The sequence below is a fragment of the Paenibacillus mesophilus genome (genome assembly GCF_005938385.1).
Lineage (GTDB): Bacteria > Bacillota > Bacilli > Paenibacillales > NBRC-103111 > Paenibacillus_AB > Paenibacillus_AB mesophilus.
Genome location: NZ_VCRA01000007.1, coordinates 199,264 through 220,439, shown reverse-complemented (window position 1 = coordinate 220,439; position 21,176 = coordinate 199,264). Strand labels below are relative to the sequence as shown.

Annotated in this window: 20 protein-coding genes; 16 read left to right on the top strand and 4 right to left on the bottom strand. The window is 53.6% G+C overall.

Going from position 1 to position 21,176, the window contains the following annotated elements; translation table 11 throughout:
* Positions 1-201: 201 nt before the first annotated feature.
* From FE783_RS15430 to FE783_RS15400, 7 genes are read left to right on the top strand one after another with little or no spacing between them, the layout of a single operon-like run.
* Complete coding sequence (locus FE783_RS15430) at positions 202-1,416, top strand: glycosyltransferase family 39 protein (RefSeq protein ID WP_158301822.1); 1,215 nt, start codon at positions 202-204, stop codon at positions 1,414-1,416.
* Positions 1,389-2,096, top strand: a complete 708-nt coding sequence (locus FE783_RS15425; protein WP_138880274.1) for a glycosyltransferase family 2 protein — start codon at positions 1,389-1,391, stop codon at positions 2,094-2,096. Before FE783_RS15430 ends, FE783_RS15425 begins: the two co-directional genes overlap by 28 nt.
* Before the next feature lie 4 nt (positions 2,097-2,100).
* Entirely contained in the window at positions 2,101-2,493 is a 393-nt protein-coding gene (locus tag FE783_RS15420; protein ID WP_138880273.1) for a DUF2304 domain-containing protein, read from the top strand.
* Complete coding sequence (locus FE783_RS15415) at positions 2,493-2,831, top strand: EamA family transporter (protein WP_238403102.1); 339 nt, start codon at positions 2,493-2,495, stop codon at positions 2,829-2,831. The genes FE783_RS15420 and FE783_RS15415 overlap by 1 nt, the downstream gene beginning before the upstream one ends.
* Positions 2,832-2,838: 7 nt before the next feature.
* Positions 2,839-3,882 (top strand): GNAT family N-acetyltransferase, encoded by a 1,044-nt coding sequence (locus FE783_RS15410; RefSeq protein WP_138880271.1) that lies wholly within the window; start codon positions 2,839-2,841, stop codon positions 3,880-3,882.
* 46 nt (positions 3,883-3,928) lie between these two features.
* Positions 3,929-4,600: a class I SAM-dependent methyltransferase gene (locus tag FE783_RS15405; protein ID WP_158301821.1), complete on the top strand. Its 672-nt coding sequence runs from the start codon at positions 3,929-3,931 to the stop codon at positions 4,598-4,600.
* Positions 4,597-5,499, top strand: coding sequence for a polysaccharide deacetylase family protein (locus FE783_RS15400; protein ID WP_138880269.1), 903 nt, complete (start codon positions 4,597-4,599; stop codon positions 5,497-5,499). Before FE783_RS15405 ends, FE783_RS15400 begins: the two co-directional genes overlap by 4 nt.
* 53 nt (positions 5,500-5,552) lie before the next feature.
* Here FE783_RS15400 and FE783_RS15395 read toward each other — a convergent pair whose 3' ends face one another.
* Positions 5,553-6,128: a response regulator transcription factor gene (locus FE783_RS15395; RefSeq protein WP_138880268.1), complete on the bottom strand. Its 576-nt coding sequence runs from the start codon at positions 6,126-6,128 to the stop codon at positions 5,553-5,555.
* Between the two features lie 15 nt (positions 6,129-6,143).
* The gene (locus FE783_RS15390; RefSeq protein WP_138880267.1) at positions 6,144-7,604 is read right to left on the bottom strand and encodes a sensor histidine kinase; all 1,461 of its coding nucleotides are present in this window, start codon (positions 7,602-7,604) and stop codon (positions 6,144-6,146) included.
* A gap of 182 nt (positions 7,605-7,786) precedes the next feature.
* On the opposite strand from FE783_RS15390, the gene FE783_RS15385 reads away from it, so the two are divergent.
* Positions 7,787-11,353: a glycoside hydrolase family 44 protein gene (locus FE783_RS15385; protein WP_138880266.1), complete on the top strand. Its 3,567-nt coding sequence runs from the start codon at positions 7,787-7,789 to the stop codon at positions 11,351-11,353.
* A gap of 320 nt (positions 11,354-11,673) precedes the next feature.
* Here the strand turns inward: FE783_RS15385 and FE783_RS15380 are convergent, their stop codons facing one another.
* Complete coding sequence (locus tag FE783_RS15380; RefSeq protein WP_138880265.1) at positions 11,674-13,791, bottom strand: hypothetical protein; 2,118 nt, start codon at positions 13,789-13,791, stop codon at positions 11,674-11,676.
* A gap of 353 nt (positions 13,792-14,144) precedes the next feature.
* Between FE783_RS15380 and FE783_RS15375 the strand changes: the two genes are divergently transcribed.
* Positions 14,145-15,473 carry an ABC transporter substrate-binding protein gene (locus FE783_RS15375; protein WP_138880264.1) on the top strand — a complete coding sequence of 443 codons (1,329 nt, stop codon included), beginning with the start codon at positions 14,145-14,147 and terminating at the stop codon, positions 15,471-15,473.
* 87 nt (positions 15,474-15,560) lie between these two features.
* On the opposite strand, the gene FE783_RS15370 is transcribed toward FE783_RS15375, so the two are convergent.
* A complete protein-coding gene (locus tag FE783_RS15370; RefSeq protein WP_158301820.1) occupies positions 15,561-16,370 on the bottom strand; it encodes an AraC family transcriptional regulator in 810 nt (269 codons plus the stop codon).
* 167 nt (positions 16,371-16,537) lie between these two features.
* Here FE783_RS15370 and FE783_RS15365 point away from each other — a divergent pair, with 167 nt between their 5' ends.
* The 7 genes from FE783_RS15365 to FE783_RS37980 all read left to right on the top strand — a co-directional run bounded on the left by FE783_RS15365 (position 16,538) and on the right by FE783_RS37980 (position 21,053).
* Positions 16,538-17,584, top strand: coding sequence for an amidohydrolase family protein (locus tag FE783_RS15365; RefSeq protein WP_138880262.1), 1,047 nt, complete (start codon positions 16,538-16,540; stop codon positions 17,582-17,584).
* Positions 17,585-17,602: 18 nt separating this feature from the next.
* Positions 17,603-18,664 (top strand): amidohydrolase family protein, encoded by a 1,062-nt coding sequence (locus FE783_RS15360; protein WP_138880261.1) that lies wholly within the window; start codon positions 17,603-17,605, stop codon positions 18,662-18,664.
* Positions 18,665-18,679: 15 nt separating this feature from the next.
* Complete coding sequence (locus FE783_RS15355) at positions 18,680-19,048, top strand: Rieske (2Fe-2S) protein (RefSeq protein WP_138880260.1); 369 nt, start codon at positions 18,680-18,682, stop codon at positions 19,046-19,048.
* A 64-nt stretch (positions 19,049-19,112) separates the two neighbouring features.
* Positions 19,113-19,346 (top strand): iron chaperone, encoded by a 234-nt coding sequence (locus FE783_RS15350; RefSeq protein ID WP_420799743.1) that lies wholly within the window; start codon positions 19,113-19,115, stop codon positions 19,344-19,346.
* A gap of 231 nt (positions 19,347-19,577) precedes the next feature.
* Positions 19,578-20,174 (top strand): class I SAM-dependent methyltransferase, encoded by a 597-nt coding sequence (locus tag FE783_RS15345; protein ID WP_158301819.1) that lies wholly within the window; start codon positions 19,578-19,580, stop codon positions 20,172-20,174.
* 374 nt (positions 20,175-20,548) lie between these two features.
* Entirely contained in the window at positions 20,549-20,686 is a 138-nt protein-coding gene (locus FE783_RS37570; RefSeq protein ID WP_158301818.1) for a hypothetical protein, read from the top strand.
* Between the two features lie 70 nt (positions 20,687-20,756).
* Entirely contained in the window at positions 20,757-21,053 is a 297-nt protein-coding gene (locus FE783_RS37980) for a hypothetical protein (RefSeq protein WP_202916200.1), read from the top strand.
* The last annotated feature ends 123 nt before the right edge of the window (positions 21,054-21,176 follow it).

The following is a 21,176-nucleotide window of genomic DNA, read 5'->3' as shown; positions in this document are numbered from 1 at the left end:
TAAGTGCAAAATGAGAAGAGAGAATGCCGAGTTACCCAGACGCGACAAGCAAGTCCGGCCGTTCCGACTGGAATAAACTCCCATCCAAAGCTGACAAGTCATGTCAGATTATACAGTCATAAGAGCGAATTGGAGTTGTATATGGTAGTGCACCGACTAGTTCAAATATACCATCGTTTCAAGTATTGGGAATTTGTTTTCATGATTCCGATCGTGCTGCTGTCTCTTTATGTGAGATTGCGGTATTTTTTCTATCTGAGGTCGTCGGGTAAATTTCCGCAATCCCCGGACTCGGATTGGTATATCCAGTACGCGCACAATTTGATGGCCAACTTCAAGATCGGCTCGGATATGAACGATATTATGTACATCGGCTACAATTTGCTGCTTACCGTGCTGCTCGCCATTGTCAAGGATCCGGTAAACGTCCTCTTTATTCAAGCCGTAACGGCGGGCCTCGCCGTCATACTCGTATTCAAGATCGGCCGTATGCTGTTCAACTTGCGGACCGCCCTTATCGCCGCTTTCTTCTATTCCTACTCGTGGGATATTACGCTTTGGACCACCTATATCCTGACAGACAGCTTCTTTATTAGTCTCCTGCTGTTGTCCGTGTACTTGCTGCTCAAGTGCTACGAGTCGGACAAAAAAAGATACAAAATTTTGTTCGCCTTATCGGCGCTCTACATGCTCGTATTCAGACCGGCCGGCATCCTGACGCTCGGCTTTATGCTCCTTTACATCGTGTTCAACCTCGACCGGCGTCGGGTGACGGCGTTCCTCAAGAAGCACAGGCTGGCTATCGGAGGCGTACTGACCGCGGCTGTCGTCGCGATCGTCTGGATCTACGCCGGCGGGAAGCTCGATTCGCTCGTCGCCTCGCTGCAGTTCAACGCCAAGAAGGTGCTGTACAATCAATATGCGAACGGCTGGATCTACGACCTCCCATCGCCGCAGGACCATAAGTTCAGGCCGGACTATACGATTAATGTATTGAACAGCCTAATATTAAGTTTTATAATTAACAATTGGGACCACATCATGATTCTATACGGCAAGAGAAGCATCGCCTTCCTGGGCCGATGGGTGTGGACTACGGACGTAACGACGATAGCAGGCCTTAAGAAGCTCGCCTGGCATTTGCTTCCCAGCGCTCTCTTCTTGATCGCAACCGTCGCCGCAATTGTGAACAAGCTGTTTCGAAAGGCATCGATCGTCTGGCTGCTCATCTTCTCCGTGTTCCTGTTTTGCATTATTTTCTTTATCGACGGAATGTTCAGGTACAAGGCGCCAAGTATTCCGTTCTTTGCGATAGCGGCCGCATACGGGGCGGACAGAGCGATTTACGGGGCGATTTGGATTATCAAAAAAGTGACGGGGAAGCTGCCATGGAACAAGGGAAAATACTCGCTGTAATTCCGGCCTATAACGAACAGAACAACATTTTGAAAGTCATCTGGGACGTACGCCAGCATATTCCGGATTGCGATATTCTCGTCGTTAACGACTGTTCGCTTGATGCCACCTCGGCTACGGCCAGGAAGGCGGAAGGGGTCAAGGTCGTCGACCTGCCGCACAATCTCGGAATCGGCGGAGCGGTTCAGACCGGGTTCAAGTACGCGAAGGCCAAAGGCTACTCCTATATGGTGCAGATCGACGGGGACGGGCAGCATATGGCCAAAGAGGTCAACAAGCTGATGGACACGATGGAGAGAACCGGCAGCGATATGGTCATCGGCTCCAGATTTCTCGATATCCGATCGTTCCGGACGACGTGGTCGAGGCGGCTTGGCATCAAAATTTTTTATTATTTGTTCCGAATGCTGATCCATACGAAGGTGACCGACGGCACTTCCGGGTTCCGGCTGTACAACCGCAAAAGCATCGAGCTGTTGGCCAAGCATTACCCCGACGATTATCCGGAGCCGGATGCGATCATTCTGCTGAACAAGCACGGGCTTCAAATCAGCGAGGTCGGCGTGGAGATGAGGGAGCGGGAGCACGGCACTTCCTCCATCACGTTCATCAAAAGCCCGTACTATATGGCGAAAGTCATTTTATCGATCTTCTTCTCCTACATTAGGACAAGGTGGTAAGGCTATGGAAGGCGGAAATATAACAAGTGTTCAGCTGATGGGGATTGCGTTCAGCCTGATCATTATCGTTTCGGTATTTTTAATGGTTAGGGCAAGAATGATCAGGGAGAAATATTCGCTCGTCTGGTTTCTGATCGGTTTGTTTACGCTCACGATGTCCGTGTTTAAAGATTTGATGGACTGGTTCTCTCACATGATCGGAGTGTACTATGCTCCGTCGGCGTTCTTCGCCATCCTGATCGTCAGCGCTTATTTGCTTCTGCTGAAGATGAGCGTCAGCATCTCGGGCTTGAAGATGCATAACAAATCGTTGACGCAGGAATTGGGCTTGACGAAGCTGAGGCTCGAGGAGCTCGAAAAGAAACAGAATGAGGGTGGATTGGAATCAACTACTTGATGCTGCTTGCAAGCGTAACCATGACCGTCGCCGGAAGCACGCTTCTGAAGCTCGGGAGCCGATCGGTTAATTTCGAAGGCGCGTTATGGGGAATTGCGCTCGGCTATATCTCTTCGCCTGTACTGCTGGCGGGCTTCGCGTCCTATGCGGTAGGGGCTTTTCTATGGGTATACTGCTTGTCCAAATTCGACTTGAGCTATGTTACGTTCGTATCCAGCTTCCAATATATTTTGCTGCTGGCCGTCTCCATCTTAGTGTTTCACGAGCAGATCAGCCTCATGAAGTGGGCCGGCTGTGTCGTCATCCTGATAGGTGTATATATGTGGTTGAAAGGATAACAGGTACATGTTCAGTTGCGTCGGCTATACCGAATCGATGAAGGGCGAGTGGGACAAGCTTGCGCTGTCGAAGGGGACCGTTTATCATACGACCTCGTTCAGACGAGTCCTGATCGATTCTTTCGGATACCAATGCGGCTATCACGCCGTGGTGGATGAGCAACACCGCATTCGCGCAATCATTCCGCTTATCATCGGCCGCAATCTTGGCATGAAAAAGGTTGGCGTATCGATTCCATTCGTGAATTATTCCGATATTTGCGCCGACGATGAAGAAGCGTTCCGTTTCGCGGTCGATTCCGTCCTTCGGCTGAAGGAAAGTCTCGGACTCGGGTACGTCGAGCTGCGGCTGAAGGATCAGAGTTTGGACGGCTCCGGCTGGAGCGAGAACCTTCACAACCATACCTTCGTGCTTCCGCTCGCGGAAGACGAGAATCAAGTGCTGGCGCTATCGAGCGGCAGCAACCGGAACCATGTCCGCAAAGTATACAAAAACGATTGGTTTACGGTATCGTTCGACGCCAGTCATTTGGACGCTTTTTATAAAGTATATGTAAGAAGAATGAAACAGCTGGGTTCTCCGGCTCCGGCGATCGGTTACTTCAAACGTTTCTTCGAATATATGCCGGATTATTCGACTCTGCTTACCGTGCTGGACAAGCAAACCGGCGCCGTTGTAGGAGGAATGCTCCTGCTCGCCAGTCCGGGGAACTCGACGCTGTATTACCCGTACGGAGCCAATCTGTCCGAGTACAACAACAAATATTTGAACAACTTCATGTACTGGGAGGCGGTACGGTTCGGGATCCGAAACGGACTTCGCTATTTGGACCTCGGCCGGTCCCAAACGGGATCGGGAACGTACAAATACAAGGAGCAGTGGGGGGCGCGGGCCGAACAGCTGCGATATTTGGTTTATGACGGCGGCAGGAATGCCGGCGGACCTCCCGACAAGGAAAGCCTCGGCGTCTTCATAAACCTGTGGAAAGCAATGCCCGCATTCGTGACAGACACGGCAGGCAAAGCTTTGATCAAGTATCTGCTGCCGTAACAAGAGCCAGTGCCTATTTCGGTTACATATTCGGAGGATGCATACGATGAGCAATACGAACAATACGAACTGGAAGCAATATTTCGACGACAAAGCCAATACGCATGGAGCGGCTGTCCAATCGTCCGATTATTTCAATGAAGAGAGCTTCTTCATGCAAAGAAACAACACTTTGCAATGGCTGGGAGAAGTGAAAGGCAAGGAAGTTCTGGATGCGGGCTGCGGAGTAGGCGCATTCAGCGAGCCGCTCGTTCAGCACAATACGGTATACGGCGTAGACTTCTCGGTGAAAAGCTTGGAATTCGCGGCAGCTCGCGGACTGAAGACAATGTCGGAAGACTTGACCGCTCTCCCGTTCGAGAACGGCAAATTCGATGTCGTCCTGTGCATCGGCGTTATCCAGCTGATCGAGCAGTACGAGAATGTTGTCAAGGAGCTTGCCCGGGTGACCAAGCCGGGGGGAACGCTTCTGATCCAGACGTTGAACCGAAGCTCGATTCAGCGGAAGCTGCTTAAGCTGTTCGAGAAGACGAAGAAGTTCGACCGGATGTATGCGACGAACGAGCTGAAACAGCTGTACGTCAAATACGGGTTTGAGCAAATCGAATTTCTGCACGTTTACCATCCGTTCAAGTTCGTATCCACAAGCAACGGAGATGGACTGCTGTCCGATATGTTCAGCACTTCGTTCGCAATCAAAGGGAGAAAGAAAAGTTGACTATACAGGATAGAGCCGCGAGCGCTTCCGCACATGACACTGTTCAGGGGCTCGGGATAACGAATATGCTCACCTTCGACATCGAGGAATGGTTTCATGCGAATTTCGAAGGTGTGAATCTCGAGCCGGTATCCGGCAGAAGCTCGAATTTCCGCGCCCATATGGATACGCTTCTCCGCATATGCAGCGAGACCGATTGCAAGGCGACGTTCTTCGTACTCGGCTGCATCGGAGAAAATTATCCGGATGTCGTGAAGGCGATCGCCCGCGAAGGGCACGACGTCGCATCCCACGGGTACGGTCATCAGCTGGCATACAAGCAGACGTTCGAGGAGTTTCGCGACGATGTGAAGAAGTCTGTCGATATATTGGAAAACTTGACGGGGACCAAAGTGCTCGGCTACCGGGCGCCTTCATGGTCGATCGTGGAAAGCAACCTGCATTATCTTGAAGCTCTTGAGGGACTGGGTATGAAGTACGACGCCAGCATTTTCCCTGTCAAAACGTTTCTGTACGGCATCCCGACGGCCCCGACGAAGATTCATAAGCCGAGAGTGGGTGGCAGGGAGCTGGGGTTGTACGAGGTTCCGATGTCCGTCATGAAGCTTGCCGGGAAAAATATGGGGTACTCCGGTGGCTTTTACTTCCGGTTTTTCCCGAAATTTCTGATCAAAAATGCGATTCGGTCGGCGAACCGCAGCGGGAACAGCTCGATCGTCTACTTGCATCCTAGAGAAATCGATGCGGATGAGCAGAAGCTGAGCCTCCCCTTCAAGGAAAATTTCATTCACTATTACAATGTGCGCGGGACCGAGGCGAAGCTGGAGGACATCTTGCGAAGCTTCCGCTTTACTTCGATCACGGAGCATCTGAAGCAGCACTATGGGCTGAAGGTGTGACGCGGCATGCATGCAATGGGACACTCCGGGATCCGGAGTGTCTTCTTTTCCCTCTATTTCAACAACTTCCCCCGGATGCTGCGAATTTGCGACTTGATCGTATTCAGCGATTTGCTCAGCATCACCGATATTTCCGTACGGTTGTATCCCTGCTCCTTGAGCTCGTGAATTTCACGCTCCGAAGGGGTGAGCTGCATGAGCCGGATTTCGTCCCTCATCGCCGCGGCGGCATCCGGATGAATCGGGGACTCTCCGCCGTAAGCGTCCCGGATCGCGCGCGCAATATCGTGGAAGTTCGCTTTGCCGATATAGTTGACAGCCCCGTTCTGGAACGCCCTCACGATCGTATCTTTGTCCGTCAAGGAAGTGAGCATGATGATTTTCAGCTCGGACCGTTTCGTCAGCATCAATTCCTTCGCCGTGTCCAACCCGTCCAGCCGGTTTTCCGATAAATTGATGTCCATAAGCACGACGTCCATCTGAAGAGAAGCCGCCGCTTCCAAAGCCTCCCGTCTGGAGGATGCCGCCTTGACAACCTCGATATCCGGTTCCTTATCCAGATCCGCCGTCAGCCTTTCCCGCCAAAACGGATCGTCCTCGACGAGCATTACCCGTATATGTTGAGCCATCCGTTCATGTTCCTCTCAATAGACGCCTCGCTGCATGTGCGCGAACCGTTCCGCTGTAATCGTCATGCGTACGCGTTTAGCCGGGAACCGGAGCTCCATCCATGTTCCTGCACCCGGATTCGTCTCGACGAGACGGATGCTTCCCCCGTGCTTGTGCATAACCCCATAGCAATAATTGAGGCCGAGGCCGTAGTTGGCCCTGCCTTTTTTCGTCGTGAAGAAAGGATCGAATATTTTCGCCGCATTTTCCTTCGAAATGCCCGACCCGTTGTCTTTCACCCAAACGAGAACTTCTTTCTTGTCATTCAAAATGCTTACCGTTATTTGGCCATCGCCCGGTTCCATCGCGTCCATCGCATTGACGAGCAGGTTGGTCAGCACTTCCCGGATATGGGTGGCATCGCACAACACGAGGGGATCGACGTGCACGTCCTTGGAAATATGAATTTGCTTATGCTGCACGGTCGCCTCCAGCGTCTGGAGACAGTAATCGAGCAGCCCGGCCAGCCGGTACTCCTGCTCATACAGGACGATCTCATCGGTCTTTTCCTTGATCTGGTTGATCATGTCCAGCATATGACCGGTCACCCGGTCGAGACTATCCAAGTCGCGGAGCAGCTCATCCTTGTCATTGCCGGCCGCTGCGGTCCGCATACGGCTGCCGAGGTAGTTGATCTTCTGGATTTCGTTCTTCATCGTATGGTTGAGGATGAGCGCTCCTTGGGTCAAATTTCTCATCGAATAATCGATTTTCTGCTGCTCGATGCGCAGCTTAATGCCCATGAAGCCGTATTTCATCGAATAGAAGACGAACATCGTCACGAACGCAAGCGAGATCAGAAAGTTGAACTGCCACATATTGTTGCTGGACATCTGCAGTCCGTCGCGCCCGATATAAAAATAGTCGAGGCCCAAATAATCGGTGGAGTACAAAAAGCCGATGCACAGCAGCAAAGCCAGGGCGGTCCGGAAGCTGTTCTTCCGATAGGAAGGAGCTTTCTCCGTCAAGCAGCGCAGCCAATAAATCGTAAGCCCGACCGTGAAGTAAACGCCGGAAATGACCCGAAATACCGGGTCGCCAAGCCGAAGCTCCGGATACAAGGGAGGCACTGCGGCCAAATAGACGACAATGGGCAGCGATGCCGCGAGGCTGAACAGGAGGAGGGTTCGTCTGGAAAAGATCCGGGTAAACACAAGAGCGCACATGAGAAGAATATACGGCAAAAAGTGGTACTCGATTCCCCACGCTATCATCGAGAACAGTCTGACGGCTTCTACGCCGTCGGGAGCGAACGAGGAGGATGAGCGCATCCACGGCAATACAAGTACGTTCAAGACAACTGAGAAGCTGGCGAAGCCCGTTACGAACAGCAGGGCGCTGAACCAGCGCACGTGCGCGTTGCGGGGATTGTTAACGAGCATGATGATGCCTAGTGTCCACAATGAAATAAATATGGTGCAATATAACAAAACCATCGTATGCCTCCGGGAACAGCGGGTGTTCAACCTATATTATACCTCATCGTTCTCACTTTATGGAAGGAATGCCGGCATCCGGATGCGTCGAAGGGTGAGAAAAGTTCATCCTCCCCGGTACGCGCGTACGGCAGTATAATGACGAAGGATTCAGCGTCAACCAAGAAAGGAGAACGATTATAGTGCCCTATATTCAAAGAAACGGGCTCCGGCTGCTGTGTGCGGTCATCGCCATCGCACTGCTGCTGCAGAGCGCCGGATTGTTCGTACCGGCTGGCCGCGCCTATGCGGCACCTGCTTTCCAGGCATCCGCCGAAGTATCGCCGGCTTCTGTCCAGACGGGGGGAACTGCCGCCATTAACGTGCTTGTCACGCCTTCAGCGGACGTTTCGCTGCTGGTAGATGTGGAAATTTTCGATGCTTCTCTTAAGAAGGTGCATCAAGTATTCGTCGATAACGTCAAGGTGAAGGCAAATGCGAAAACGACCGTTCCTTTCACCTGGAACGTGCCCGCCGGCTTGCCGGAAGGCAAATACATCGTCAGCTTCGGCTTGTTCGGCGCGGGCTGGAGCGCCATGTACGACTGGTATGCGGGTGCAGCCTCGTTAACGGTAACGAAGGGAACGCCTGTCCTCACCTTTACGAGCAGCACCACAGCGGCCCCGGCAAATGTTGCTCCCGGCGGTAACGTAAATATATCGACGACGGTAACGGCCAGTACGTACGGAAGCGCGCTCGTCGAGATCGGATTGATCCGGTCGGACGGTTCGAAAGCATGGACGCGTCCATTCCAAGAGACGTTCCAAGCGAACGAGACCAAATCTCTGCCAACTGACTGGACGGTCCCAATCGATGCTCCGCAAGGAACGTATCAAGTCGAGGTAGGCATTTACAAGCCGGACCGCACCGTAACGTACAGCCTGAACCGCGCGGCCGCACAGTTTACGGTCGGCACTGAGCCTCGACTGCCGGTTCCGGCCAATTTGAAGGCGACGGCAGGAGAGACGTCGATCACTCTGACGTGGGACCCGGTTGCGGGAGCGACACGATATGACCTCGACGCGGACGGTACGATCCTGCCTCTTACGTCAGCATCCTACACCCATACAGGCTTGCAGCCGGATACGGCTCATGTTTACAAAGTGAGAGCGGGTAACGCATCCGGCACGGGCGAATGGAGCAGTGTCGTCACGGCGAGAACGACAGCGGTCGTAACTACGCCTGCCATCCGCGTAAGTCTGGAAACGAGTGGAAGCCTGAACACGCAGATGCCGACCGTTGCATTCAAGCTGGAGAATACGGGTAAATCCCCGGTAAGTTTAAAAGACGTCAAAGCGAGATACTACTTTACTTTGGATGAAGAAGCACCGCTTTCCATCGACTTCTGGAGCACGGTCGCGAAGTCGAATGTAACGGCGAAGTTCATCAAGATGCCGATTCCTTCGGCTAACGCCGACCATTATCTGGAGATCGGCTTCAACGATCAGGCGGGCACCTTGAACGCAGGGTCGTACGCGACGGTTTCCACTTGGTTTAACAAAACGAACTGGAGCGTATTCAACCAATCGAACGATTACTCGTACCTGCAAGCGCCGAGCTATACCGCGGCGGATAAGGCGCCGGGTTACGTTTCCGGGCAGCTCGTATGGGGCGTCGAGCCTGTACTGCTGGATATGCCGGCTTTCCCGGCCAACATTAGGGCGGTGCCGTCCGATACGTCGATCACCGTAACGTGGGACGCGGTGGAAGGCGCAACCGGATACGAGATCGTTGCCGACGGAACGGCCGAAGTAGTGAGCAATCCCTCCTTTACCCATGAATGGCTGCGTACGGGAACGAAGCACACGTACAAAGTAAGAGCCGTGAAAGGCGACAAGTACAGCGTATGGAGCTCTCTGCTGACAGCCAGAACGAACGGGGAGCAAGTATTGCCCGCTCCGGCCAACGTCAGAGCGGAACGCACCGAGACATCGATCCGGCTTACGTGGGCGGCGCTGGAGGAAGAGATTACGGGCTACGATATCGAAGTGGACGGCTCCGTTCAATCGGTCGGCATGGCTCTAAACTACACCCATGACGGCTTGGCGAAAGGCTCGCAGCACACGTACCGGGTCAGGGCGAAGGACGGCACTACGCTCGGACCGTGGAGCGAGCTGCTGAAGCTGAGCACCGTCAACGTTCCTACCGGTCCATTCACAGTCAACTTCACCGTGAACCCGCAGAGCGATCGCGCTCCGATCAGCCCGTACATTTACGGGACGAACGATGAATTGACCGGCACCGAGAACTGGACCTCCTTCCGGATGGGAGGCAACCGTTTGACGACGTACAACTGGGAGAATAACGCCTCCAACGCGGGGAAAGACGACGGCTGGCGCAGTGACGGGTATGTTCCATGGTTTTTCGGAAACATTATGGATCGTTCCAAATGGAACATTCCGGGCATCGGCGCGACCGCTTTCCACGACCGAGCGAATGCAAGAGGAGCCTATACGCTCATTACGCTGCAGACGGCCGGCTATGTGGCGGCGGACAAAAACGACACGGCCGTAACCGAAACGGCGCCGAATTCCAGATGGGTAGAGGTGAAGCCGGCTAAAGGCTCGCCGTTCAGCTTGACTCCGGATTTGAACGACAATGCCGTGTATATGGACGAATTCGTCAACCTTCTCGTGAACAAGTACGGACCGGCGTCTTCGGCGACGGGTATTAAAGGGATGGAGATCGACAACGAACCGGGGCTGTGGGCGGAAAATCACAAATACGTTCATCCGGCACAGGCGAGCGGCGTCGAGGTGCTGAACAAGTCGGCCGCGCTGGCCAAAGCGGTGAAAAAAGTAGACCCGACGGTCGAACTGTTCGGCCCCGTGTCGTACGGCTTCAGCGAATATTTGATGATGGACAACAAGCCGGAGTGGGATAGCATCAAAGGCAGCTACAGCTGGTATCTCGATTACTATTTGGACAAAATGCGCGCGGAATCCGCCAAGGAAGGCCGCAGACTGCTCGACGTGCTCGATCTTCACTGGTATCCGGAAGCGACGGGAGGGGGCGTCCGCATTTCCGATCCGTGGACGGCCAGCAACCTGGAGACGCACAAAGCCCGGGTGCAGGCGCCGCGTTCGCTGTGGGACCCGAGCTACAAGGAGAACAGCTGGATCGGCGAATTCTACAGCTCGTACCTGCCGCTCATTCCGAAGCTGAAGCAATCGATCGGCACGTATAATCCCGGCACGAAGCTGGCATTTACCGAATACAACTATGGCGGGGAAGACCATATTTCGGGCGGCATCGCCATGGCGGACGTAATCGGCATTTTCGGCAAGCAAGGGGTGTACATGGCGAACTACTGGAAGATGGTAGCGCCGGAGAAAACGGCGTACTCTACGGCAGCCGCCAAAATTTACAACAATTACGACGGCCGTAACGGCAAATTCGGCGATACTTCGGTACGTGCCGAAACGTCCGACGCGGAGAACAGCTCCATCTACGGCTCCGTGTTCAAGGACAACGACAACAATCTCCATCTCATCGTCATGAACAAAAACTTCGATTACGACATGAATGCCGTCTTCCAAATCGAAGGGAGCGAAGCGTACAAGTCGGCCCAAGTGTGGGCTTACGACAGCGAAAGCCCGATTATCCAGGAAAGGGCGGGCATCGCTTCGATCAACGGCAACAGCTTTACGCTTAACGTTCCGAAACTGACGGTGGCACATATCGTGCTCCGAGCTGCTGATCTTAAATAATTCCTCATACTCCCCTCCGGTATTTGGCATGACGACCGTGAGGGGGATTTTTTTGTGAACCAAAGCGTTAAGGATCCTTTTGTAATGCGCTCAAACTGTAACGGAGCCAGGATCCGGCTCATTTGAACAGGTACTGCTCCCTACACTGGAAAATATGCCGTTACGGAAAGTCGACGGGCAGCCTTGTCCATTCCCTCACAACGCGCTGACGTCTGAGGCGGCAGCTTCAGGACGAGTCATTATGCGAATCATTGAAAAAATCCCCGGCTTGTTCAAGGCGAACAGCCGGGGATTTTGCCGTCCGGTGCGGACGGATCGGATCAGGCGTGGACTTTCGACTTCAAATATTCAGGCAGCTCGTGGTCCAAAACATGGCGTACTTGGGCAATTTTCCACTGAAGATGCTCCGGATCGGTCATATATTCCATCGAGGGCTCCCAGCCGAGTCGGGAGTCGGCTTCCGTGAGCGGGATCGTCGCTTCCGCATTGGCGATTTCCCGCTCGGCGACTTGCACCATGCCTTGGGCGATCGCCTCGGCTTGCGCCGGATCCTGTTCCTGAAGAAGACTCTGCTTCAGCTTCCACCACTGCTTCGTATGGATCGCGGTCAGCACGCAGCGGTGGATGAAGCGGTTTAGTCCAAGGAGCAAATTGGCGTCGGGGAGCTTGCTCTCCGGAATGAGCGCTATCGCTTGCTCCAGGGCAGCATTGCCTCGGTGCCAGTAATCAGCCATTTTCTCCAGGCTCGCAATCTCCACATTGACGCGTAAATTGTTCTCGTGATCGGTTCTCGGGCTGTAGGCGGTAGTGACAATCCGGTTATTGCTGCCAAAGTGGGCGTACCACGCTTGCGGGACATAAGCCGGTTCCCGGAAAACAAGCGGATATGAAGGTCCGATTCGGAACGGCCCGTATTGGTCGTAATTGGTCGGAATGTAGTGCCGGATGCCCTCGCTCCAATGCTTCCAAGCTTCGAGCACATGAGGCGCCGCTTCCGGGCTGAAATCGCGCTTCGCCACGGCCGCGAACGTCTCTTCGGACGATGGACTCGGGGTCCAGTAAGCCCATTTGGTCAAGTCGCTGACAAACGACGGCCACCAGCCGAAATGATGCGATTCCATAAGTCCGACGAGTCCCCAATCGTCGTGAGCCCGCCTAAGGCCGGCGTGGCGGTTCGCCCATTGGTAAGGGATCGGCTCGTAGGGAATGACGCCGATATCCCAGCTCAGTCCGCCGGTATTGGCCATCGTATACAGCCGGATTCCCCGTTCGTGGGCGGCTTTCGCCTCGCTGGCGAAATATTTGCCCGGCCCGGCGAAGGAAGCGGTATAATCGACGCAAGTATGAATGACGCCATCGCGCTCGAACTTCTCGAACATTTCGAAGGTGGCCATCAACGAAATATCGGTCGGCAGCGACTGGATCAGGCGAAGCCGCTCCTCCTCCGGCGCGTAGCCCCAGTTATAGGTCCAGAAGACGATATCGAGGTCGGGATTGTGCTTGCGCGTCACTTTCTTGATCATATCGAGCCATTGCGGATAATCGGTGCAAGGCCACCAGCCGGGAGAAGGCTTCGTTCTCGGTTTGTCCTTCGGCCATTCCAATCGGAGCATGCCTGTCGTGTTCGGGTCCTTGCTCGGAAATTCGCACGATTCCCCGACGAAAATGATCCCCTTGAAGCGCGGATATTTCTCCATAATCCGCCCGTATGTGCTATCATAGTAAACTTCGGCATCCGGATCGTCGGGATGCTTCTTGCTCTGCAAATAGCTGTACATGTATACGTCGAGCCCGTGCAGGGCGGCCCGGTCGATCACGTGATTGAAGTCGAGGTAGCCGAACGGCGTCTGATCGATGTCCTTCACGAAGACGAGTATCGCGTCGATACCGGCATGGGCCATCGCATTCAGGTGAGCATCGGGGTAGACGTCCAGTCCCCATCCGGAATGGATCATCCGCGGCGAGAATACCGGCTCGCGCACCGTATCCTGCTGCTTGACGAACGGGGCTTCGCGAAGATTCATCAAGTCTTCCAGATAGTAGCTTCCTTGTCCGGCTCCGCGCTCGTCGAAACCGCAGATGACGATGTTGTCCCCATCCGCGACGATGCGGTAGCTGCGGGCTTTATGCAAAGACTCGCCGTAACCGGGAAGCTGCGCCTTCTCGGCCAGCACGATAACCCGCTCTCCATTCTCGGCGACATCGCCGATATCGGAAGAACGTCGAAGCAGCAGGGAGCAACTCATGCTGGCGAAGAAATAATCCTGCAAATCTTTGGCGACATGGACGACAAGCGGGCTCGCATCCTCGCTAATGACGATCTGCCATCCGTCGCCGATGCGGCACTCGTCCGCCTCCGGTTGCAGCGCCGGGTTGATACGGTTCGGCTTGTGAACGACGTCCAACCGGTTTCTGAATTCGTAATTTCGCTCTCCCATGTTTTCCTCCTGTGCAGGCGGCTGTTCCTGCCCGTTATTCGATAGAATTCGTTAGATTATATACATTCATCAAATAATATATTTACTATATCATATATAATTGTCTTGGTGAAGATAATATCGATGTTGATAAGCAAATCGAAGAATCGCCCAAAATCGATCCGGTTGCCGCCGGGACGATAAGTGATTGCCCGAATGAACCCCTTTTGATAGCGATTACAAAATCGAAGAATTACTAATAAAAACGAATGATCACCAATCGAAACCCCCACACCTTCCCATTACAATAAAGGTGTATTCGATATGAAGCGTTACGATCATATCGAAAACTATTCACCACTCGGGGGGATACCATGAATTTGTTGGGAAGCTGTGCGTTGATAGCGCTGCTCGGCATGAGCGGGGCGATGGTCGCGGCCTGCGGCACAAACAAGAAAAACGGCGAAGCGGGCAATGCGAAAGATCCGGGCAATACGAAGCAAGCGGAGCAGCCGATCGAGCTCGTCTTCCATGCGGGACAGAGCAACTGGACCGAGGAGATGTTCTGGGCGCTCTACGGCAATCCGATCAAGAAGAAATTTCCTCATATTAGCCCCAAATTTATACAGGTGGCCGGTTCGAAGGTGACCCTCGGCGATTTGGTCGCTTCCGGAGATCAAATCGATCTTATGCTCGTCACGACATCCGGCACGGCCGACTTTGTATTGAAATACGGGCTCGAGTACGACATATCCGGCCTTGTCAAAGAAAGCAAATTCGATTTGAGCCGGTTCGATCCGTCCATTATCAATATGCAGAGAGATATCGCCAAGGGCGGCCTGTACGCTTTGCCGGTATTCGTCCAAATCCCGTTCCTGCTGTATAACCGCGATTTGTTCGACAAATTTGCCGTCGGTTATCCCAAGATGGGCATGACGTGGGACGAAACTTACGACTTGGCGGTCAAGATGAGCCGCACGGATGGCGGCAAAAAATATTACGGGCTCGGCACGAATATGCTTTTTCATTACAAAACGAGCCAAATTCCGTTGTCCCTGGTCGATCCGGCGACGAATAAAGCGGTCTCGGACGAGAAGACGAGACGCGTGTTCGACAACTTCTCCAGATTTTTCCGGATTCCGAGCTACGAGGCGAACGCGGTGATGAGCAAAGGCGGAGAGCTTGAAAATATGTTTTTCAAAGACCAGACTTTGGCGATGTATCCGCATTTCACGAACGTGTCCAGAAGGCTGCCGGACAACTTGAACTGGGACGCCGTATCGCTGCCGTATTATTCCGACGCGAAAGGCGTGGCTCCCGCGGCCGACCCGTATTTCCTCTACATCATGAGCAAGAGCAAGCACAAAAAGCAGGCATTTGAGGTAAGCGCTTACTTGACGACGGTGGAAGCCCAAATCGAGCTGGCCAAGGAAGGCTTCACCCCGGTTATTAAAGACAAGGCGGTTCAGGAAGCTTTCGGGAAAAACAACAAAAACTACGCCGGTAAAAACGTCGCGGCTTTCTTCCCGGATAAGCTCGCGCCGGCGCCCGCCTACTCCCGCTATTACTCGATTGCCGACGCCAGCCTGCTTAACGCGTTCAGCAGCGTAGTGACCGGCGCGAAGGACTTGAATACGGCGCTCAGGGATTATGAGCAGGAAGCGAATAAGAAAATCGAAGAACAGATCGTTATGATGAAGTAGGTTAAGCGCTTTATCGGGTTGAATACAGTCGACGAAAACCGTTGCCGGCGAACGCATCAGACGTATGCCGGCAGCGGCTACTTTCCGTTAAGGCATCCGGATTGCCGCTTTCGCCGCCGCTTCGTTCAAATGCTGCAGCTTTAACGTATGGGAAGGCGGATGACCTACAATTTTTTTGTACATGTGGTTGAAATACGTCGGATCGCAGTACCCGAGCGATTCGGATATTTCGCTGATCGTCATGCTATTGGTCAGCAGCAGCTCGCGTGCTGCGGAAATCCGGACCTCGTGCATATACTCCACGGGCGTCCGCCCCGTCACCTCTCTGAATACGGTGGAGACGTAAGTCGGAGACCGGTCCACCGCCTGAGCCAGCTCGTTAAGCTTCAGCGGCTCGCGGTAACGCTGCACGATGTATTGATGGATACGGAGCGCCAGACTGCGGCGGGAGCTGGAATGGGAGCTTCCGGACAGCTCGCGCAGGACGATGCCCAGAATCTCGTACAGAATGCCGCGGGCAATGAGCTCGTAGCTCGGCATTTTGCCTAGCCAGCATTCGTTCAGCATGGAAAATCTTTGCTTGAGGTAGTCGTAGCCGAGCGGCCTGAAATGAATGAAGCGTTCGCCGCTGCAGTCGGGGACTTCTTCGTCCGGTATATCCCGGAAATGGGCGGAATACATCTGCGTAGGATCCTTCAGGTCGCTCTCCGCCGAACGAAGGCTGCCTTGCGGGAAAAACAGTCCTTCGCCTTTGTGAACCCGGACCGTCTGGTCGCCGAAGCGGTATATGGCAACCCCCTTCGTGACGAGTAGCAGGATATGATGCACGGTCTTATGCAAAGGAACCGTCCAGCTGCCATTCATGCCGGGTTGAAAGGCGATGTTATCGATCTTCATCTGCATGCAGCCTCCATCCTGTAAGTAAAAAATCGAAGAATTACTCATATAATGACATGATTACCAATCGTAATCGTATTTCCGGCGAATTACAATAAAAATATGAACAGAGCTCAACAAAACCAGGTTTTCCAGGCACGGTTATTCGGAGGGAGGCATCACCATCCATGAATGCGGATATGAGAATCATTGATGTAGACGTGCACAACGCGTTGAAAAATCCGAAAGATCTTAATCGTTATTTGCCCGAGCCATGGAAATCGCAGGGGGTCGGGCTGCCGGCGAGCGGCTATCCGTCCCTGATCAATAGGCTGAGAAGCAATTGCATCCCCCCTGCGGGAGGGCCGGCCGCTTCCGATGCGGAGTATCTCGTCCAACATTTGATCGAGCCGCTCCACATCGAATATGCGATTATGACCGGCGGCATGATGGACGTATCGGCTTTACTGGACCCGGATCATGCGGCCGCCGTCGCTTCGGCCTATAACGATTACATGGCCGAACATTGGCTGCCCAAGCATCCGTCCTTCCGCGGCTCGATCGTCGTCGCGACGCAGGACCCCTATCTCGCGGCGGGAGAAATCGACCGGATGGCCGATTGCCCGCAGATGGCGGCTGTTGTACTAAGCACAGCCCAACCGGCTTTGCTCGGTCAACGCCGGTTTCATCCAATCTACGAAGCGGCGGAGCGCCATGGACTGCCTATCGCGATTCATCCGGGCGCAGACGGTGCTGGCGGAACCCCGCCGCCGACACCGGCCGGTTATCCGACTCATTTTCTGGAATATCAGATGCGCATTTCCCAGAGCTTCCTGGGACATATGATCAGCCTCGTCTGTGAAGGCGTACCCGAGAAATATCCCGGATTGAAATTCGCGATGCTCGGAGGCGGAATCTCGTGGCTGCCGCATCTGATCTGGCGTCTCGATAAAAATTACAAAGGGCTGCGGTCCACGGTTCCTTGGCTGAAGAGGTTTCCCAGCGAATATATCCGCGACCATTTTCGGTTCTCCACCCAGCCGATGGAGGATTCGGGCAATCCGGAGCATATGCTGAAACTGTTCGAAATCATCGACGCCGAGAATATCCTCATGTTTTCAAGCGATTACCCTAACTATGATAACGACATTCAGACCGGCCTGCTAAACAATCTCCGCCCGGAAGCCCGGCAAAAAATATATTACGACAACGCCAAGAAGCTGTACCGACTGTGAAAGGAGCTGTGCGGTCCGATGAGAAGCGAAGCGATGAAAGTGATTGACGTCGATGTACACCAGACTTTAAGGAGCGGGAAAAACCTTCTTCCCTACATGAAGGAGCCGTGGAAATCGCGGTACGCGAAGCTCGGTTCGGGCGGGGCCAGCCTGAACCTGCATAACCCGATCGGGGTTGTCCGTCAAGATTGCAGACCGCCTACCGGCGATCCGACGGCTTCCGATCCGGATTTTATCGTCACCGACCTGCTGGAACCGTACAATATCGAATATGTGATTCTGACAGGCGACATGATGAGTGTCTCCAACCTGCACGATCCGGATTTTGCCGCCGCGATAGCTTCAGCGTACAACGATCATCTGGTTGAGCATTGGCTGTCCAAGCATCCTCATTACCGGGGTTCGATCCTTGTCTCCGCGCACGATCCGATATTGGCCGCGAGGGAAATCGAACGGATGGCCGATCATCCAAAGATGGTAGGGGTCATCATGGGCAGCGGCCAGCGCGCCCCGCTCGGTCAGCGGCAATTCCACCCGATCTACGAAGCGGCCGAACGGCACGGGCTCCCAGTCGCCATCCATCCTGGCACGGAAGGAATGGGAGGGATGCCGCCGCCGACGGGGCACGGCTATCCGACGCGGTACTTGGAATGGCACACCAGCTTGTCGCAAAACTATATCACGCATACGACCAGCCTTATATGCGAGGGCGTATTCGAGAAATTTCCGAACTTGAAATTCGTTCTGCTGGAGGGCGGCATCGCCTGGCTGCCGGGCCTGATGTGGCAGCTCGACAAATATTACAAGCAGCTTCGCGAAACGATGCCGTGGCTGAAGCGGCTGCCGAGCGAATACATTCGCGACCATTGCTTCCTGTCGACCCAGCCGATCGAGGAGCCCGACGATCCGAAGCAGCTGATCTCGATCTTCGACATGATCGACGCCGAAAACTTCCTGATGTTTTCGACCGACTACCCGCATTGGGACAACGATATGCCGACGGAAATATTGAAGAAGCTTCGTCCGGAAGCGAGACGTAAAATTTTTTACGACAACGCCAAGGCGCTGTATAACTTATAGAGCGGAGGGATGCGTATGGCGGTCCATTATGTAGCTGACGCAGCCGATATCCAAGAAGGCAAAAGAATCATCGTGGAGGTCGAGGGCAGGTCGATCGGCGTGTACCGGGTAGGCGGCGAATTGTATGCGCTGCACAACCGCTGTCCGCATCAGGGAGCCCCGTTGTGCAAGGGTCCTATCTGCGGCACGACGCTGCCGTCAGCCGTGTACGAATACGAGTACGGCCGCAGCGGCGAGCTTGTCCGCTGTCCTTGGCACGGCTGGGAGTTTGAGATCAAGACCGGCAAGGCGGTTTTCAGCGAAAAGGTGCGGACGCGCTCATATAAGGTGCAGGTTGACGGGGGGAAGGTTGGGATTGTGATTGGGGAAAGAGCGAGCGGCTAGATGCAGGAGGCTTGTCTGGTATAATGGGAATATTAGACAAGCCACAGAAAGGAGATACATTCCCATGAACCCCCCAAAAGCCGCTTATGGGTCGATCGATGAGTACCACATCGGCTTCTATCCGGCTCCCAGCGGAATCGAGGCGTTCCACGACGAAGTAAAGGCTTATCACAAGTCGAAAGGGACGCTGCAATTCCCGCTCGACCAGCCGCTGCCCTATGAGCTTATCAGCCGAATCGTGAAATACCGGGTGGCCGCCAACAAGGAAAAAGCCGCGGGAAAATTGAAAAAGAAATGAAGCAGCGCCCCTCTGATGGATGAGGGGCTTTTTTGCCGGGCAGAGCCAGTATGGACTATACTAGACGGGCAGGTACAATGCTGTAATGAATTTGCATTACCCAACTGCTGAAGACAATGGGAGCTTTCCATTTCAAGCTCCCATGGATTCTGCGGTTGGCGATGCATCGCCTTTCTTTTCAAAGTTCTTTCCCTTGCCGTTAAAACTGTCTCTAATATGGAGGTTGACAGGATGAGAGATTGGGATGAAGCGTATAACAGCGGAAACTTTCGAGACTACTGGGATCTCCCGTATCCGTCTCAAGAATTGGTCGCGTTCGTGGCTTCCATGGATCTTCCCCCTAATATTGCCGTTTTGGATGTAGGCTGCGGCGCGGGCAGCGAAGCCATTTTTCTGGCCCAGCGGGGATATCGCGTAATCGGCGTCGATCTGAGTGCCGCTGCCTTGAACATCGCAAGGGAACGGGCAAACAAGGCGGAGGTTCAGGTAGATTGGCGTCAGGGCGATGTCTTGAAATTGCCGTTGGAAAACCGGTGCGTGGATATGGTCAATGATCGCGGATGTTTTCACAGTATCGCCGAAGAAAATCGGGGGCGATTTGCGGAGGAAGTCGCGCGGGTGCTCAAACCGGGCGGGGTGATGCTGCTCAGAGGCTGTCGCGACAAGGCAGAAGAAGGACATTTTGTCTTCGTGACCGAACAATCCGTGGACCAGCACTTCAGCCGGTATTTTAAACGTGGCCCGGTGCTGCCGATCCAGATGACGGTCGGCAAAGGTTATAGCGAAGATGGAATGAAGGGCAACCTGGTCGTTTTGAAAAGAAAGTGAAAGTCTACGCAGGGCGACCGCATTGGGGCTGCAGCTTTCTTGCGTATGGACCGGCGGACGAGGCTAGGGCGTCTTCCTCTGCCAAACAGATGATGCTCGGGATCGTCTCCGATTCCCCAGCCTCTTATCGACCTCTGATGTCCTAATGATCCAGAGGAACCTAATCCGTATAAAAGCCGTTGAAAAATGAAGGGGGCGAATTGTGTTCCTATTCCTTCGACGACACAAGCGGAGTGATATGTGTAGCTCATAAGGAAACTGCAAATTCTTTCATTATTCTTTTATTTGGATTTGATAAAGTAAACATAAAGTAATCTCATACCGTCAAAGGAGAGCTTACTTTTCGAAGATTTTCTGTCAAGGAGGTGATTCCAATGGGAGAGCAAAAGAAAACGGACGCAACCAAGGAGTCCGTCGAGACGAGCAAAGCTACCGAGATCAAGCTCGGCGATATGCCGAAGAAGCTGACCGAGGAAGAAGCGAAAAACGTGACTGGCGGTAGATTTATTTAATGGAGAAAGAAGCATGGCGCGGGAGCGACTCCCGCGCTTTTATATAGGAACCCATAAAGGAGTATGCACGATGTCACTCGCTCAAGTCATGGCTCTTCAAATCGATGAACGAAGCTACTCGTTAGCGACCGTACTGCGTTCCGCCGTCATTCGGGAAAGCTTCGGTGCGATTAACGATTACATCTCGCATGCGCTCATCACCTTATTCGCGGAAGAAAACGGTATTGCTGCTGGTCAGGAAGAGATCCAGGAGGCGTTGGAGAGCGCAGTTGCCGAAGGCGAAAATCTCGGAGTCGGTTTGGCTGCTGGGGGAAGAAAGTATTGCTGGTCGATGCGGACGCACAGGGTAACCGACCCGACGCTTTAAGTTTTAACGAGCCGGATAGTTTACCTGTCTCAGCTACACGGTTGAGCAAAACGAGACGATAACTTCTGAGCGAATTTCATAGCAGATTTATCGTTACCTCACGCCCATCAAAATATAAACGTA

What these genes read in the sequence shown, in the direction of transcription:
- FE783_RS15350 (WP_420799743.1), top strand. Translation starts at nt 19,113, where the DNA reads ATGAACCCCCCAAAAGCCGCTTATGGGTCGATCGATGAGTACCACATC.
- FE783_RS37570 (WP_158301818.1), top strand. Translation starts at nt 20,549, where the DNA reads ATGGGAGAGCAAAAGAAAACGGACGCAACCAAGGAGTCCGTCGAGACG.
- FE783_RS15345 (WP_158301819.1), top strand. Translation starts at nt 19,578, where the DNA reads ATGAGAGATTGGGATGAAGCGTATAACAGCGGAAACTTTCGAGACTAC.
- FE783_RS15425 (WP_138880274.1), top strand. Translation starts at nt 1,389, where the DNA reads ATGGAACAAGGGAAAATACTCGCTGTAATTCCGGCCTATAACGAACAG.
- FE783_RS15365 (WP_138880262.1), top strand. Translation starts at nt 16,538, where the DNA reads ATGAATGCGGATATGAGAATCATTGATGTAGACGTGCACAACGCGTTG.
- FE783_RS15360 (WP_138880261.1), top strand. Translation starts at nt 17,603, where the DNA reads ATGAGAAGCGAAGCGATGAAAGTGATTGACGTCGATGTACACCAGACT.
- FE783_RS15430 (WP_158301822.1), top strand. Translation starts at nt 202, where the DNA reads ATGATTCCGATCGTGCTGCTGTCTCTTTATGTGAGATTGCGGTATTTT.
- FE783_RS15375 (WP_138880264.1), top strand. Translation starts at nt 14,145, where the DNA reads ATGAATTTGTTGGGAAGCTGTGCGTTGATAGCGCTGCTCGGCATGAGC.
- FE783_RS15405 (WP_158301821.1), top strand. Translation starts at nt 3,929, where the DNA reads ATGAGCAATACGAACAATACGAACTGGAAGCAATATTTCGACGACAAA.
- FE783_RS15390 (WP_138880267.1), bottom strand. Translation starts at nt 7,604, where the DNA reads ATGGTTTTGTTATATTGCACCATATTTATTTCATTGTGGACACTAGGC.
- FE783_RS15380 (WP_138880265.1), bottom strand. Translation starts at nt 13,791, where the DNA reads ATGGGAGAGCGAAATTACGAATTCAGAAACCGGTTGGACGTCGTTCAC.
- FE783_RS15395 (WP_138880268.1), bottom strand. Translation starts at nt 6,128, where the DNA reads ATGGCTCAACATATACGGGTAATGCTCGTCGAGGACGATCCGTTTTGG.
- FE783_RS15355 (WP_138880260.1), top strand. Translation starts at nt 18,680, where the DNA reads ATGGCGGTCCATTATGTAGCTGACGCAGCCGATATCCAAGAAGGCAAA.
- FE783_RS15415 (WP_238403102.1), top strand. Translation starts at nt 2,493, where the DNA reads ATGCTGCTTGCAAGCGTAACCATGACCGTCGCCGGAAGCACGCTTCTG.
- FE783_RS15370 (WP_158301820.1), bottom strand. Translation starts at nt 16,370, where the DNA reads ATGAAGATCGATAACATCGCCTTTCAACCCGGCATGAATGGCAGCTGG.
- FE783_RS15420 (WP_138880273.1), top strand. Translation starts at nt 2,101, where the DNA reads ATGGAAGGCGGAAATATAACAAGTGTTCAGCTGATGGGGATTGCGTTC.
- FE783_RS37980 (WP_202916200.1), top strand. Translation starts at nt 20,757, where the DNA reads ATGTCACTCGCTCAAGTCATGGCTCTTCAAATCGATGAACGAAGCTAC.
- FE783_RS15410 (WP_138880271.1), top strand. Translation starts at nt 2,839, where the DNA reads ATGTTCAGTTGCGTCGGCTATACCGAATCGATGAAGGGCGAGTGGGAC.